The sequence below is a fragment of the Clostridium culturomicium genome (assembly GCF_000821305.1).
GTDB classification, from domain to species: Bacteria; Bacillota; Clostridia; order Clostridiales; family Clostridiaceae; genus Clostridium_J; species Clostridium_J culturomicium.
Genome location: NZ_CCXK01000016.1, coordinates 78,744 through 95,210 on the forward strand (window position 1 = coordinate 78,744; position 16,467 = coordinate 95,210).

The 16,467-nt window shown below is 32.3% G+C and carries 16 protein-coding genes; 3 read left to right on the top strand and 13 right to left on the bottom strand.

Going from position 1 to position 16,467, the window contains the following annotated elements; genetic code table 11:
* The first annotated feature begins 61 nt into the window (after positions 1-61).
* On the top strand, positions 62-730 hold the full coding sequence (locus BN1075_RS09820; protein WP_040192984.1) for a DUF4397 domain-containing protein: 669 nt from the start codon (positions 62-64) through the stop codon (positions 728-730).
* A gap of 82 nt (positions 731-812) precedes the next feature.
* Here the strand turns inward: BN1075_RS09820 and BN1075_RS09825 are convergent, their stop codons facing one another.
* The 6 genes from BN1075_RS09825 to BN1075_RS09850 all read right to left on the bottom strand — a co-directional run bounded on the left by BN1075_RS09825 (position 813) and on the right by BN1075_RS09850 (position 6,398).
* Positions 813-1,265 (bottom strand): PadR family transcriptional regulator, encoded by a 453-nt coding sequence (locus BN1075_RS09825; RefSeq protein ID WP_040192985.1) that lies wholly within the window; start codon positions 1,263-1,265, stop codon positions 813-815.
* Between the two features lie 6 nt (positions 1,266-1,271).
* On the bottom strand, positions 1,272-2,120 hold the full coding sequence (locus BN1075_RS09830; protein WP_040192986.1) for a DegV family protein: 849 nt from the start codon (positions 2,118-2,120) through the stop codon (positions 1,272-1,274).
* 194 nt (positions 2,121-2,314) lie between these two features.
* Positions 2,315-3,307: an adenosine deaminase gene (gene add / locus BN1075_RS09835; protein WP_040192987.1), complete on the bottom strand. Its 993-nt coding sequence runs from the start codon at positions 3,305-3,307 to the stop codon at positions 2,315-2,317.
* Positions 3,308-3,455: 148 nt separating this feature from the next.
* A complete protein-coding gene (gene trmB, locus BN1075_RS09840; protein WP_040192988.1) occupies positions 3,456-4,112 on the bottom strand; it encodes a tRNA (guanosine(46)-N7)-methyltransferase TrmB in 657 nt (218 codons plus the stop codon).
* Positions 4,113-4,261: 149 nt separating this feature from the next.
* Positions 4,262-4,906, bottom strand: coding sequence for a site-2 protease family protein (locus BN1075_RS09845; protein WP_040192989.1), 645 nt, complete (start codon positions 4,904-4,906; stop codon positions 4,262-4,264).
* Between the two features lie 115 nt (positions 4,907-5,021).
* The gene (locus BN1075_RS09850; protein WP_040192990.1) at positions 5,022-6,398 is read right to left on the bottom strand and encodes a PhoH family protein; all 1,377 of its coding nucleotides are present in this window, start codon (positions 6,396-6,398) and stop codon (positions 5,022-5,024) included.
* Between the two features lie 254 nt (positions 6,399-6,652).
* Between BN1075_RS09850 and BN1075_RS09855 the strand changes: the two genes are divergently transcribed.
* Entirely contained in the window at positions 6,653-7,072 is a 420-nt protein-coding gene (locus BN1075_RS09855) for a transcriptional regulator PerR (RefSeq protein WP_040192991.1), read from the top strand.
* A 91-nt stretch (positions 7,073-7,163) separates the two neighbouring features.
* On the top strand, positions 7,164-8,096 hold the full coding sequence (locus BN1075_RS09860) for a hypothetical protein (protein WP_040192992.1): 933 nt from the start codon (positions 7,164-7,166) through the stop codon (positions 8,094-8,096).
* A 199-nt stretch (positions 8,097-8,295) separates the two neighbouring features.
* Here the strand turns inward: BN1075_RS09860 and BN1075_RS20765 are convergent, their stop codons facing one another.
* The 7 genes from BN1075_RS20765 to lonB form a co-directional block, all read right to left on the bottom strand.
* Positions 8,296-9,372, bottom strand: a complete 1,077-nt coding sequence (locus BN1075_RS20765; protein ID WP_052406498.1) for a hypothetical protein — start codon at positions 9,370-9,372, stop codon at positions 8,296-8,298.
* A 274-nt stretch (positions 9,373-9,646) separates the two neighbouring features.
* Positions 9,647-9,898 carry a hypothetical protein gene (locus BN1075_RS09870; RefSeq protein ID WP_040192993.1) on the bottom strand — a complete coding sequence of 84 codons (252 nt, stop codon included), beginning with the start codon at positions 9,896-9,898 and terminating at the stop codon, positions 9,647-9,649.
* A 218-nt stretch (positions 9,899-10,116) separates the two neighbouring features.
* A complete protein-coding gene (locus BN1075_RS09875; RefSeq protein WP_040192994.1) occupies positions 10,117-10,455 on the bottom strand; it encodes a hypothetical protein in 339 nt (112 codons plus the stop codon).
* A 63-nt stretch (positions 10,456-10,518) separates the two neighbouring features.
* Positions 10,519-11,136 (bottom strand): hypothetical protein, encoded by a 618-nt coding sequence (locus BN1075_RS09880; RefSeq protein ID WP_040192995.1) that lies wholly within the window; start codon positions 11,134-11,136, stop codon positions 10,519-10,521.
* Between the two features lie 315 nt (positions 11,137-11,451).
* Entirely contained in the window at positions 11,452-12,039 is a 588-nt protein-coding gene (gene yihA, locus BN1075_RS09885; protein ID WP_040192996.1) for a ribosome biogenesis GTP-binding protein YihA/YsxC, read from the bottom strand.
* Complete coding sequence (gene lon, locus BN1075_RS09890; RefSeq protein ID WP_040192998.1) at positions 12,029-14,362, bottom strand: endopeptidase La; 2,334 nt, start codon at positions 14,360-14,362, stop codon at positions 12,029-12,031. Before lon ends, yihA begins: the two co-directional genes overlap by 11 nt.
* A 298-nt stretch (positions 14,363-14,660) precedes the next feature.
* Positions 14,661-16,343 carry an ATP-dependent protease LonB gene (gene lonB / locus BN1075_RS09895; RefSeq protein ID WP_040192999.1) on the bottom strand — a complete coding sequence of 561 codons (1,683 nt, stop codon included), beginning with the start codon at positions 16,341-16,343 and terminating at the stop codon, positions 14,661-14,663.
* Positions 16,344-16,467 lie beyond the last annotated feature (124 nt).

The following is a 16,467-nucleotide window of genomic DNA, read 5'->3' on the forward strand; positions in this document are numbered from 1 at the left end:
GTAACACTGCAATGCCTCTATTCATATACTAATTCTAGAATACTAAATATAGAGGTATAAAATGCGCTATTATGATTTTTCCCAAAATGTATTACTTCGAACCTCACCTAAAGACCCAAATGATAATGGTGCTTATGTGAGATTTGTGCACACTGCAGCTAAGGCTCCCGATATGGACCTTTACATTAACGATAAACTTACAGTTCCCGATTTGAGATATAGAGAGTTTACCGATTATATCAGATTACCTGATGGAGCTTACAACATAAAAACTTACCTTAAAAACACTAAATCTACCCCTTTATTAAACCTAGATATACAATTAAAACCAAGTTCAATAATAACCTACGCAATTTACTCAGATACAAGAACTTTATCTCTACACCCAGTAGACGAGGTTCCATTGGATAATCCAACAAAAGGAAAAGCTAAAATAAGAATATCTAATTTAATTGAAAATGTATCACCAATTGATATTTATCTTGCCAATGGCACACTTTTATATAAAAATGTTTCCTACAAAGATATAACAAAATATATAGAACTGCCACCAAATAATTATATAGTTGACATAAAACTAGCAGATTCCCCCCTTTCTATTTTATACATTCCTAACATGAATTTAAATAATGACAATTATTACACTTTATATTTAATCGGATTAATAAATGATTATCCTGAACCACAAATGCTAATCCCACTGGATGGAATAACCTATCTAAAAGCTTAATAGAAAAGCTGTTACTAGGCTTCATTAGAATACCTGTCATTTTACTGACATAATTATTCTAATTAACCTGTGTAACAGCTTTTTAATCATACAAATCTTCTTTTATTATTTTAAATACTTCTAAGGCTTCTTCAATATTTTCTTTTAATAAAACTTTTTTATTTTCAAATTCTTCAAATCCAGCTTCTGTCAATGAGTAAATTTTTTGTGCTTTTTTATTTCCATTCCATGTCCCTTCAACAAAGCCTTGCTTTTCAAGCTTTTTCAAAAGTGGATAAATCCCGCCCGTACTCGGAATCCAATACCCCTTAGTCCTCTTTCCTATCTGCTGCGAAATATCATTGCCATTAGTAGGCCCTTGAGATAATACAAACAGAGTATAAATTGGCAGAAGCCCCTTTGTAAAAACTTGACCAACGGCTTCATTTTCCACCTTAACTTTTCTAAGCTCATTTAATTTTCTCTTATACTCTTCATACAGCCTTTTCTCTTCATCCTTTATACTAGCAAAATCTTTGCCACTTTCTTCACCCATCCAATTCTACTCCTTTTCGTAAAAAAGTACCCCTATAAAACCTGGACCTGAATGAACTCCTGACACTGGACTTAAATATCCACCAAAATTAACACTTACTGCATTAGAGTTTTCTTTAAACTTTTCAGCTAACTCCAATGTTTCTGCTTCCGCTTCACCATGCATAAGAAAAACTTCACACTTTTTATTATTTAAAATATCTTCACCAATATCTTTAATCTTATGTAAAGACTGCTTTCTTCCTCTAACCTTAGCATAAGTGTAGTACTCGCCCTCTTCATCCACACTTACAATAGGCTTAAGGTGTAAAAACTGTGCTATGGTCCCAGCAACTTTTCCTAATCTGCCACCTCTAATTAAATACTCTAATGTGCCTATTACAAAGAAAATCTTGATTCTTTCATTAATCTTTGGAAGCTCTGCCACTACTTCATCAAAGTTCTTCCCAGCTTCAATCATTTTTGCAGCTTCTTCAATCAATATCTGTTCACCCTTAGAAATAGATTTTGAATCATGTACGTAGGTTTTAATTTCAGGATATTCTTCAGATAAAAGTTTAATTGCGTTATTAAATCCAGAAAGTTTTGATGATATAGTAACAGCTATAGCATGAGTGTATCCCTCAGCCTTTAAACTCTCAAAAACCCCTTCGATTTCAGCCATTGAAGGTAATGAAGTTGTTGGTGTATTACTCTCTAAAGTTTCATACACTTCTTTCGAGGTTATATCTATACCATCACTAAATTCTTTATCTCTATATATTATTTTAAAAGGCAACACTTTAATATTGTATTTTAAAACTAGCTCCTTAGTTATATCACTAGCACTGTCGGTAATCAATGCAATTTTCTCCATCTTCTCAACTCCTATAATTTATATTTGTTTTTATACTTATATTATATATCAATAGTGAGTATATTATCAATAGTGATATATAATTATCTATGTATCACTATTGATATATCACTAGTGATACCTTTAACTCCTTATTAAAATAAGACAGGCAGCAAATTAACTATTAAAAGTTAACTTTACTGCCTATCTATTATTTAAATATATTTCTTTAATTCCTCTTTAACCTGCTCCGATGCAAATGACGCATTTACTGAATCTAAGTAAATATTTTTGTACTCTTCAAGACTTATTTGCACCTTTTCATTAATCTCTTCACACTCTCTAGTTACGTTAGTGTTTGAAACAGTTCTGTTATCCGTATTAAAGGAAACCTTAATACCATCCTTATAAAACTTATAAATAGGATGATCTTCATATCCCTTAACTATTTTAGTGTCAATATTACTTGTAGGGCACATTTCCAATAAGATTCCTTTTTCCTTTACTAAATCATAAGCTTCTTTTAAATCTTTAATTGATACACCATGTCCAATCCTCTCTGCATGAAGAAGGTTTATTGCATCAACAACATTAGAGCCATATCCTGTTTCTCCAGCATGAATTGTAACTCTATATCCATACTCTCTAGCTTTGCTTATAACTTCAACATATTCCTTTGAGAAGCCTTCATTTTCTGCTCCACATAAATCTATAGCAACTACACCCTTATTTAAAAATCTTCGTCCAGCTTCTGCAACCATCATTGCACTTTCTGGTCCTCTATGTCTTAAACATGATAAAATCAAGTTTGCTTTTATCTCAAAATCTGCTTCACCATCTTTTATACCCTTCAAAACACTTTCAATTACTTCTTCTAAGGTTAATCCCTTATTCACATGTAAAACTGGAGCATATCTAATCTCTATATATTTTACATTTTCCGCTGCCGCATCCTCAAGAAGCTCATAAGTTATCCTTCTTAAAGCTGATTTGCTTTGCATTACTGTTAAAGGAATATTAAATCTGTTTAAATACTCCACTAAGGAAGTACAATCCTCTGGAACTTCAAGTAAGCCCCTTAGCTGCTCCATTTCATAAGTTGGCAGCTCAACATTTTCTTCTTTAGCTATATCTAATACCGTTTGCGGTCTAACACTTCCATCTAAATGACAATGTAACTCAATCTTAGGTAATAATTTAAAATCCATCTCCATGTCCCCTTTTGTTTTTAGTATTTTTAGTATATTATCATATAATAAAATAAATATCAACAAAATAATAATTTGTACTCTCACTCATTAATAATAAAAAAATCCTATCAAAGTAGTAAACCCTGACAGGATATAAATGTTTAGCTTATTTTAATCTAGCTCTTAAGAACATTGTCTTCATTCCTAAAGAAGTAAATTTAGCTTCATATTCAGTTACTATATTATCTTCAAACCCGCTATTATGTAAATCATAAGTCACAAATTCCAAATCAAAACCACTTTCTTTAAAGTATTCTTGTGATTCTTCAAATAGACCTGTATCATCTGTCTTAAACCAAATCTCTCCATTTGGTTTTAAGAATTTTTTATAAGACTCTAAGAATTTAGTATAAGTAAGCCTTCTTTTTTTATGCCTTTCCTTTGGCCACGGATTACAGAAGTTAATATATACTCTTTCAATCTCATCCTTACCAAATACATTGTCTATCAGCATTATATTTAATACCATAAGCCTTGCATTAATATCTTTACATTGCTTTACATCTTCAAATTCTTTCATAACTTTTCTTAAAGCATAAACCACAACTTCATCTTTAAGATCAATTCCAACATAGTTTATATTACTATTTTTCTTTGCTCTTTGGCTTATGTGGCCACCCATTCCACATCCTAATTCTAAGTGTATAGGATTGTTATTCCCAAATTCTTTATTCCACTTTCCACAATGATCATATTTGTCATATATTACCACTTCACTTGCTTCTAACTCTGGTCTTGCCCAGTGCTTTTTCCTAAGTCTCATTAAAATCGCTCCTTATTTCTCAATGTATATTTTATCCAAGCTTTATTCTTGTATTAGCGTCCAAAGCTAAATTTCAGCCTTAAGCACTCACTCATTAACTTACTTTTGATTTTTATGTTACAACCAAATAGACTATCTCTATTAAAATTTTAAAAAATCATAAGACCTATATTACAGAAGAAACCAAAAATCATTTTCCCTGGAACCCCTACTACTATTTCTAAAATTGAGCTATTACCTATTAAAGGCATAATTAACACTAAAAAGATAAGTAAATTGTACCTTTGCATAAAATCTGTATATTTGATAGATTTATTTTTTAAAACGTCAATGATAATGTTAAAACCATCAAAACCAGGAATAGGCAATAAATTTAACACAAACCATGTACAGTTTAACACGGCAATGTTTAGAATAATATTATAAATAACTATATTTATATTAGTTCCCTTAGCAAACGTTCCAAAAGCAACCCATGCAATTGTGGCAATAAATCCTACAACTAAATTAGCTGCCACACCTGCAACTCTTACTTTTAAATCATCCTTAAAGTAATTTTTAAAGTTTCTTCTATCTATCTGCATTGGTTTTGTCCAACCAAATCTAAATATCAACATAAATATAAATCCAACTATATCTATATGGTGTATTGGATTGAAAGTATCCCTTCCATATGCCTTAGGAGTATTATCTCCTAGCTTTATTGCAATCTTAGCTTGAACCCAGCCCTTTGCAGTAAAAGCAATTAGAATTGCTGGTATTACAAGTACTATGTTCAATAAAAAATCATTCATTCTAAGTCCCTCCTTCTACAATAAACCTAGTATATCATATTTTATGTCCACTTTTTATAAAATTTTAAACAAAAAAAGAAGTGATACTCTAAATATCACTTCTTTTGCCTATTATCTATAATCTCTTTGCAGCTTCATAAGCCAATGGTGATCTCTCACACTCTTCATGCTTCAAAGTAACTTGATAGCATAGGTGGCTTCCCCTCATTCTCTCTGAAGCATAACACAATCCATTTGACCTTGAATCCATAAAAGGATGATCAATCTGATCTGGATCACCAATTAAAATTAGTTTAGTTCCAACTCCAACCCTTGTAATAATAGCTTTTACCTGTTTTGGTGAAAGATTTTGTGCTTCATCAATTATTACCCACTGTCTTATAATTGAACGACCTCTTAAATAAGCTATAGCTTCTGTTGTAATAATTCTTCTATCAAATAATTCAGTTACCTTATCTTGTAACTCCTTTTCATTCTTATATCGTTCCTTCTCGTCAGAATCCACCAACACTTCTAAATTATCAAAAACAGGCCTCATAAACGGTGAAATTTTCTGCTCTTCTGTTCCTGGCAAAAATCCTATTTCTTCGTCCATAGTAACATTTGGTCTGCACACTAAAATTTTTCTATATTCCCCTGTATCTTCTTCTATTATTTTCTGAAGGCCAACAGCCAATGAAAACAACGTCTTTGCTGTTCCAGCTGGACCCTTTACAATAACTAATGGTGCAACCTTGCAATCGGCATATAAACATTCCTGCATAAACCTCTGCCCAGCATTTCTAGTGCTTAATCCTAGTGGCTTACAATCCCTATAATAAAGAGGCACAATATTTTCTCCATCAAAACGTCCTAAAGCTGTCTGCTTTTCACTTTCCAAAGCTTTCATCAACACAAATTGGTTTATATATAAGGTTGGAACATAATATTCATCCTGCTCCTCTAGATAACAAAGAACATCTTTTTTTGATATAGGTTTTTTATTAAAAAACTGAGCCATTTTTTCCTGTGAAACATACACTTCAATTCTGCCTGTATATTGCTCTTCTTCTTGTGGAACTACTTTTTCATAAAAATCTTCACTTTTTATATTAACTATGTCAGCTTTTATTCTTTCAAAAGTATCCTTGGTAATAAGAACTACTTCTTCTCCCGCATCTTTTAGCATTTTACATACTTGAAGTATTCTATTATCAGCTTTACTTTTATCCCAATACAATGGTATTTCAGTCGCTATTCCATTGGTTTCAATTCTTAATATCCCACCATTTGGAAGAACAACGCCCTTGCTTAAATTTCCTGTTTTCCTCAACCCATCAATAATTCTTGATGCCTGCCTTGCATTTTGACCTAACTCACTTTTATCCTTTTTAAATTCATCTAATTCCTCTAATACCACCTCAGGTATTACCACATCATTATCTCCAAAGGACAACAAAGCTCCAGATGAGTAAAGTATAACATTTGTATCTAACACATATGTTTTTTTCAAGCCACTCTCCTCCTTCCATATAATATAATATATGTTTATTTTTTCATTACTTGATTTATTTATATTGATAAATTAACCCTTCATATTTTAATTAAATCAAAATTTTTACATTTAATTTCACCTTACGTAATTAATCCCTATCTTTCTTACTAATAAAAATATTATGCAATAAATTTCCTTTTGACAACGGATAATCTTTATTATATAATATTTATAATAATATAATAATTAAAAAATATATCTGAGGTGATTTAATGGATACAAACTTTACTCAGGTCTTTAAGGAAAAGAAACTTAAACTTACCCCTCAGCGTATAGCCGTATACAACTACCTTAAATCAACTAAAGAACATCCATCTGCTGAAACTATTCATAAAGCTTTAATGGAAGAGTATCCTACAATGAGCTTAGCTACAGTGTATAAAACTCTAAAGGTTTTAGTTGAGGTTGGATTAGTTCAAGAATTAAATGTAGGAGAAGGCAACTTTAGATATGATGGAATGACTACATCTCATCCTCATATTCACTGCATTTGTTGTGCAAAAGTTGATGATCTTGAAGGAGTAACCTTTGAAGAGTTAAATCAAACAGTTAAATGCAACACTAACTATGATGTTTTATCTAACAAAGTTTATTTCTACGGAATATGCCCTGAATGTAAAAAAAGTAATTAAGAGACTATTTTTTAGTCTCTTTTTTATTTCCTTTATTTTCATTAATTATTAAGTCATTAATTACATATAATTTATCAAGAGAGGTGATTATATGTTAAAAAAATTAATAATAAATAATAAAATTTTAGTTATCCTTATATGTGCATTAATTCTTTTTAGTGGTTATGAATTTATTTTTGCCAGCGACTCTTCCCTGCCTGTATTTAATCTAGTTCAAAAGGATAACATTCTGGAGGAAGATTTAAATGGTGACAAAGCGAAGGATACTATACTAATTAAACATACCAGTGAAGGTTTAATAGCCCAAGTCAATCTCAACAAAAGCAAAACCTTCAGTCTGGATTACTCCAAAGACCTTCCAACTTTAGGTGAATATTGTGCTTATTGGCCTATTAGAATATCTACTCTAGACATCTCTAGAGATAATTCTAAAGAGATTTTTCTTCAATCCTCTTTTCATAACAAGCCTGTACAACACATATTCACATGGGATGGAAATAAGTATGTTAATTTATTTAGTTCTACAAACAACTTATTAGGTTTTTTCGATAGTAATAATAGTAAAACTCCTAAAGTCATAATCGGAAACTACGAAGGTGGAAACATTGATTTCAAAGGATATATTTACAATAAAGGAAACCTCGAGGAATTTACCAATACAAATCCACTTTCCTTAGCCGGTGCAGACACAATCAGTAATCTGATTTCTCTCGTACAATCTTTACCTAACCAATATATCTCTGTACCAAACTACTTTTATTCACAAATTAGTGGCTCCGATTTAGAGAGTCTCTTTAAACTTGCTAATGGCTCAAATAATTTTAAGTTCCAAGATGGGTATTTTACTGATTTAGCATGGCAAGAAAATGGAACTATTACATGCGCAAACTGGGTATTAAATTTTAGAGCAACTAATACCTCTGATTCCTCTAAAATCAGTAATCTGACTATAAATTTAATGATTAATAAATATAACGATGATGATTTCCCATATAAGATAACATCTTTTAATATATATCAATAAAACTTGTCCTTAAATAAATGAAACTGCTTATTAAATTAAGCAGTTTCATTTATTTATAAAAAAAACGGGACCTATACAGGTCCCAAGGGGGATGGGGGGGGACCTTCAAAATTTCTTTTGAAGGCTTATGGAGATTTTAACTCCCATTACATTATTATTATTGACTCATTTAACTTTTTTATACTCGTTAAAATACTTTTTATTTACTTTCTACTTTTTTTTCATACTCACTAAATACCTTTTGAAGAAGTCTAATTTTATTCGGATCAATAAGCTTAATTAAAACATTTATTAACTTTTTATAATCATCCTGAGTTAACTCCTTTTCTTTATTAAGTATATTTTCTTCAACTATGTCCGCATCCTTAACTTCTCCCATATTCTCTTCAAATGCTTCTCCATTAACTATATCGTCTACATCAATATCATCCAAAGAATCACCATTTACATTTGTAAAATCCATTCCAAAGAAACTCTGATCATCTAAATTATTTAATATAGCATTAAAATCTAAGTTTGCTAATATTTCTTCTAATGATTCATCTTTCCTTTCTGGCTGATTTTGTGCTGGAGCACTCTGCTGCTGAAATCCATTAATTCCTAGGCCTTGTAATATACTTTGAATCGTCCTCATCTGATCTGGACTAATTTGAGTTAACAATTCATCAAAAGGTGAATTTGTTGGACTGCTTCCACTTGCTTGACTTTGAGGCTGTGCTTGACTTCCCCCTCCTAGATTTCCACCTAACAAACTCCCAAGCATCTGCATCATATCAAAATTACCGCCATTACTGCCATTGCCACCCATTCCGCCACCTAATAAATTGGCTATTGATGGGTCTATTCCAAAGCCGAATCCATTTAAAAGCTGAACAATACCATTCATATCAGGCATTCCGCCACCACTATTGCCTCCTAAGCCACCTAAGCCGCCTAATAAGCCAAGCAACGGATTATTCATCATATTCCCCATCATATTCATAGGATTCTGATTCATTGCCGCATTATTCATACCCTGGTTCATCCCTGAATTAAACCCTTGATTCATACCTTGTGACATGCCTAAGTCCATATTAGAATTAATTCCTTGTCCTTGACCATTCATCCCTTGACCCTGTTGATTCATATTCATTCCTGGATTCATTCCATTTTGTGCGTATTGATTTTGTCCATTAATTTGCCCAGAATTCATTCCCATATTTCCGTTATTAAAACCTTGATTCATTGGTTGTTGAACATATCCTGAATCACGTCTTCTATGTTTATGTTTTCCCATAGACTCACCTCTCAAATTATATATAAATTTTAAAAAAGCAATCCATGATAAACATGGACTGCTAATTTTCTTATCTTTCTAGAAACCCCCCGTCATCGGGCCATGGTCTTCACACTATTTTATCTTTCGCAATTAACTCTTGAGAGTCTTATCAATATATCGGCATTTTTTATTACTTTCGTAAATTACAACTTGAACCTTTCGCATCTCTATTTCTTTCGTTAACAACTAGCCTTTGTATTCCTATATCTTTTGTTTAATCTATTACTTTCTATTATCTGCAGCAGCAAGATCTTGGCATACAGCAGTTATTCATTTGCATTGGCATCATTCCACCATAATTGTTGCATCTATTTCCTCCACAGTTTCCACCAAAGAAGTTACCGCTTCCACATAACCACCATAGAAGTAATAATGTTATGGCATTTCTAGAACTTGGGTTGCAAACATCTAATAAGCCTAAAAATTTTAATATTATTATAATTAAAATGATTGTGCATCCATTGTTATTTCCGCATCCAAACATAGTTTTTATCTCCTTTTTATAAATTATTTTTTTATCATCAAATACTCGTTATTCAATATCTTCAGCATATAATATTGTTTTTTCGTTGTTACTCATTTGAAAATCTTTTGTTTGTTCTTTATTCCTCTTCATCCCTCTTCTGCTATCAGTATCATTAATCTATAGTTTATTTTTAACAATTGCTCTTTGGTAATCTAATATCATTTTCTAATTATATTCTAGTTGCAGCATCTTCCAGGATTACAGCATACTTTTACTCTCTCGCATTTGCAAGTGCAGCTTCCGCGATGACGGCGCTTTTTAGATTTACAGCAGCAAGGATCTGGCATACAACAGCTGCTCATTGGCATTTGAATTGGCATTGCGCAAGTATTAACTTGAGCTGGTGCATTATTTCCACAGCCTCTATTTCCACATAACCAGAATAAGAATAATAGTACTAAAGCTGTCCTAGATTGAGATGATCCATTTAATAATCCCTGTAGTGCAAATATTACGATTATTAATATTATTGTGCATTGATTTGAACCATTTGAATTATTTGTGCATCCATACATAGTTTATTCCTCCATTTCTATTGTTTTTTTCTGAATAGTAACTTACTATTTTTCACTTTAGCATTAACATGGGTTTGATGCTGGTGGTGGTCCTGGAGGGCATGGAGCTCCGCCTAAAAAACCATTACCGCCTCTGAAACAGAATAGGATTATTAGGATTATAATCCACCAGATACCGAATCCATTTCCGCATCCGAAGCCTCCACCATAATTACCACATCCACAGTTGTTGTTTGCAGCTGGTAAATTACCTCCGCATTGACACATTTCAACTATATAATTCTTTTGTTTTTTGCATTTCTTAACTTGTTTTCCACAGCAGTTACAATACTCTGTATAGTCACATGGGTTTGGCATCATTGTTGTGCAGCATCCTGTTTGATAAGCAGGCATCATAGGTGCATAACCATTATTTCCACATCCACATCCATCGTTTCCGCCACATCCGCATCCATTATTTCCGCATCCATTTCCACATGCATTATTTCCAAATCCAAATCCGCCTCTGCATAAGAAGAATAGTATTATTATCCAAATAATTATGCCATTCCCGCCAAATCCTCCTAGTCCTGGTCCTGGTACTGGTACTGGTCCTGGCCCTGGGCATGGTCCTGGAGGTGGTGGTGGTGGGCATGCGCCTGGTCCTCCAAACATTCCGAAAAAATCTTGATAATCGCTCATATATTTTTCCTCCTATTTTATTTTTAAATTGAATTTTCATTAGTAAATTTTATATTATACTATATGACCTATCTTAGGTTTTGACACTTATTTTTCAATTGCTTACTAAATAAACATTTGTTTTTTATTTCCTTTGTAATTCACTCACATTAGCTCCTCATAATTTAATTATGCCTCTATCTCCTCAGCTTTTTTATTCCTATGTTTTTCTTATCTTTTTCCTTTGCTTTATACTACAATATATGTTCAGATAAAAAAACGGTGATAAAAAAACTGCATAATTTTCAAAAGAAAATTATGCAGTAACTTTTTATTTTATAATTCTATATCCTTAAACATTTCATTTAATAACTCTTCTTTTCCTTCTTTTTTTAAAGAAGAGAAAAATACTAAATTATCCTCTGGATTAAGTTTAAGTGTCTCCTTAATCACTTTAGCACTTCTTTGCAGTTCACTTTTGTTAAGCTTATCTTTTTTCGTTGCAACAACAACTACTTGATATCCGTAATGCTTAATCCATTCATACATCATGACATCATCGCCAGTGGGCTTATGCCTGCAATCCACTAATAAAGCAACTTTTTTAAGCTGTGGTCTATTTATTAAGTATTGCTCCATCATTCCTCCCCACTTGGCTTGCTCTGATTTAGAAACCTTAGCGTAACCATACCCTGGAAGATCAACAAAATAAAATTGATTGTTAATTATAAAAAAGTTTATAAGTCTTGTTTTTCCTGGTGTTTGACTTACTTTAACCAACTTTCTTCTATTTGTAACAGTATTTATTAATGATGATTTACCTACATTAGATCTACCAACAAAGGCAATCTCTACTCTTCCATCCTCTGGATACTGTCCTGGTTTTACAGCTGATGTTGTAAATTCTGCTTGTTTAATTTCCATTATTAATCTCTCCAATTAATGCACTTTTAAGTACATCTTCTACTTTTTCTACTGGTATATATTTTATTTTACTTTTTACCGTTTTGGGTATATCCTTTAAATCTTTTTCATTAGCTTTTGGAATTACAATTGTTTTTATACCCATTCTATAAGCAGCTAAACTTTTCTCTTTTAAACCACCTATTGGAAGGACCCTTCCTGTAAGCGTAATTTCCCCAGTCATAGCAACTGAATAATCAACTGGTCGTCCACTTAAAGCAGAAATCATAGCTGTTATCATTGTAACTCCAGCTGATGGTCCATCCTTAGGTATAGCTCCCTCTGGAATGTGAATATGAATATCCTTATTCTTATGGAACATAGCATCTATTCCATACTCTTCACAGTGAGCTCTTACATAACTATAACCAGCCTTAGCTGATTCCTTCATTACATCACCTAATTGTCCAGTTAATTGGAATTTTCCATCTCCATCCATCACAATGGCTTCAACTGGCAGAGTATCTCCACCATATCCTGTCCATGCAAGACCTGTAACTACTCCAACTTTATTTTCTGTATCTAAATCATCATAACTAAAAATCTCTGGTCCTAAATATTTTTTAACTCCCATAACATTAATAGTTATTGATTTTTTATCTTTTTCAAGCAGTTCAGTAACAGCTTTTCTAATTAAAGTAGATATTTTTCTTTCTAAGCTTCTTACTCCTGACTCCCTAGTATAATTATCAATAACAGTTCTTATTGCACTTTCAGTTATATTTATTACACCCTCTTCTAAAGAATGCTCTTTCATAACCTTCGGTAATAAGTGCTGCTTAGCAATTTGAAATTTCTCTTCACTAGTATAACCAGAAACTTCGATTATTTCCATTCTATCTAATAGAGGTCTTGAAATTGTATCTAAACTGTTAGCTGTTGTTATAAATAGCACCTTAGACAAATCAAAATCCACATCTAAGTAATGGTCTCTAAAAGTCTTGTTTTGTTCTGAATCAAGAACCTCAAGTAAAGCATCTTCAACATTTCCTTTATAATCCTTAGATACCTTATCAATCTCATCTAATAAGCATACTGGATTTTTGTATCCAGCTTCTTTTAATGCAGTGACTATTCTACCCGGAATTGCACCTACATATGTTCTTCTATGCCCTCTAATTTCAGCTTCATCTCTTACTCCACCAAGACTCATTCTTACAAATTTTCTACCTAAGGAATTGGCCACTGATTTTGCAATAGATGTTTTTCCTACTCCTGGAGGACCCACTAAACATAATATAGGAGATTTTAATCCATTACTCATTTTTCTAACTGCTAAATGCTCAATTATTCTTTCCTTAACATCTTCTAATCCAAAATGTTCTTCATCAAGAACCTTTCTTGCATTATTAATATCCAAGTTATCTTTACTTATTTTGTTCCAAGGCATATTAAACACCGTATCTAAATAAGTTTTTATTACGGAACCTTCTTGAGTTGAAAGACCAACATTGTTTAGTCTCTCCATTTCATATTCAACTTTTTCCTTCACTTCTTTAGGAAGCTTGCACTTTGAAATAAGTTTATTATATCTATCAAGCTCTTTTTTTAACTCATCATCTTCGCCTAATTCTTGTTGAATTACTTTCATTTGCTCTCTTAAATAATATTCCTTTTGTGATGCACTTACCTTAGCCTTTACTTTATCTCCAATTAACTTTTCCACTTTTATAACTTCTATTTCTTTCTTTAAGATAATTAGAAGTTTTTCCATTCTCTCTTTAATGGAGATTGTCTCTAACAATTCTTGCTTCACATTTCCTTTAACAGGCAGAAATGCGCTAATAACATCACAGTAAACACTATTATTTTCTTCTTCTTCTAATTCTGTTATTAGTTCATTAACTTCATCACCAACTAATTCTAAATAGTCACTAAACATATCATTTAGAGAATTTTTATATCCTTGTGCTTCTGTATCATCTTCAATATCAACTTCTTCTATAGCTTCTATTTCACCCTCAATACATTGCTCCTCGTCAATATACTCAACTAACTTCGCTCTATATTCGCCTTCCACAAGAACCCTTAAATGATTTCCTGGAAGCTTCATAAATTGTTTTATTGTACAAACACAACCAATAGTATATATATCTTTTCTTGTAGGATTTTCTAAAGCTGCCTCTTTTTGAGTAACCACAAATATTTTTTGATCACTATTCATTGCCCTATTAATGGCCTCTATAGATTTTGCTCTGCCTATATCGAAATTTAAAGCCATGTGAGGAAATATACTTAATCCCCTTAAAGGAATTAACGGCAGTTTAATTAATTTATTCTCCATACTATCATCTCCTTATTTTCAAATTACAACTGTATATAAAATATTCAATGATATGTTTTGTTTAAGAAACTCATCTTTATATTCATTTCAATGAGTGCTCTACTGAGTAAGTGCCAAAAACTAAATCAAAGATTTAAACTGGACTTAACTTAACACTAGTCAAATCAAATATTTGACTATTTACTTATAGTGACTTCATAATAACATAATTAGACTAGTCTATTATACCTATAAAACTTCATTTTTTCAATTAAATAATCCCTAGAGTACTTTTAATAGTGTTCCTCTAGGGATTTTTTTATGCTTTTAATTGAGGTGATGCCATAATGCCAAATGTACCATCTTTATTTTCAAGATTAACATGAAGAACTGTTTCGCTAACAATTGCTTCATTTATTACATCTTTTATATTGCTCATTGGAATAACTTCTACTTCCTTATAACCAGCATAAATATCTTGCCAATTCTCCTTTGGAATAATAACCTTTTTAGCACCTGCCTTTATGGCTCCTGTGATTTTGGCTGTTACTCCCCCAACAGGTTTAACCTCACCATGAATAGAAATTTCTCCAGTCATGGCTATTAAGTTGTCTATAGTTTTGCCTGTTATTGCACTATAAATTGCTGTAGTTATACTTATTCCAGCTGAAGGTCCATCCACCGGCTGCCCCCCTGGAAAATTCACATGAATATCATAATTCTTTACCTCTAAATTGTAGAATCTTTCAAGAACAGTGAGTACATTATCAATTGAATTTCTGGCTGTACCTTTTCGTCTAAGTTTTCTATTTTTATCTCCTATTTCTTCTTCCTCTACAATTCCTGTTACCTTAACAATTCCATCTCTACCATCTATCCTTCTAGCAGTAGCTTCAATTTCCATAACAGCACCTGTATTAGCTCCAACTACGGCTAAGCCATTAACATACCCAACTCTAGGTTTTGAGCATACCTTTTTATTTGGACGTGGTGAATACTGGCCATTTTCAATAACCCACTGAACCTCTTCCACACCAATCTTACTTCTTTTCTCATTGATAACTATTCCACATGCAAGTTGCACTAAATTTACAGCATCTCTTCCATTGCTAGCATATAAGCCGACCATTTCAGCAGCTTCTTCATCAATTTCAATACCCATTTTTGCAACTGCATTTCTTGCTATCAATTTAATCTCATCTGCATCAAGAGCCCTAAAAAAGATTTCTACACACCTAGATCTAATAGCAGGAACAATTTCTTCTGGACTACGAGTTGTTGCTCCTATAAGTCTAAAATCAGCAGGAAGTCCTTCATCAAATATTTCTTTAATATAACTAGGCATATTAGGATCTTCACTGTTATAATATGCGCTATCTAAAAACACTTTTCTATCCTCTAAAACCTTAAGTAGCTTATTAAGCTCAATTGGGTGCAATTCTCCTATTTCATCTAAGAACAAAATCCCTCCATGAGCCTTAGTAACTGCACCTGGTTTCGGCTGTGGTACTCCCGCAATCCCTAGAGGACCTGCCCCCTGATAAATAGGATCATGTACAGAACCAATTAATGGATCTGCAATACCTCTTTCATCAAATCGTATTGTTGTTGCATCAACCTCAACAAATTTAGAAAATCCTCTAAAAGGTGAAGATGGAATCAATTTTGCAGCTTCTAAAACTAATCTTGCTGCTGCAGTTTTTCCAACGCCCGGAGGTCCATAAATTATTACATGCTGAGGATTAGGCCCACAGATAGCAGCCTTTAAAGCTTTAATCCCCTTTTCCTGACCTATAATATCCTCAAAGGTAGTTGGTCTGCTCTTTTCCGTTAAAGGCTCTGTAAGACTAATGTTCTTCATCCTTCTTAACTTTTCAGCTTCCTTAGTATTTTCCTTATTAATGACCACCTTCGAACTCTTTTGACCTTTTAATGCATTATAGAAATATAATCCCATTACTATGGTAACAAACAATTGTATTATAATTATTACAGATGTCATAGATTTCTTGTGTTAACTTGATATATTTGAACCAAAGCAAGTTAACTTTCCTCCCTCTGCTTTTTTTAATGGCACAATAGTATTATTCTCATTCTGCTTCATTAATATTCTAATAGAAGAAAAT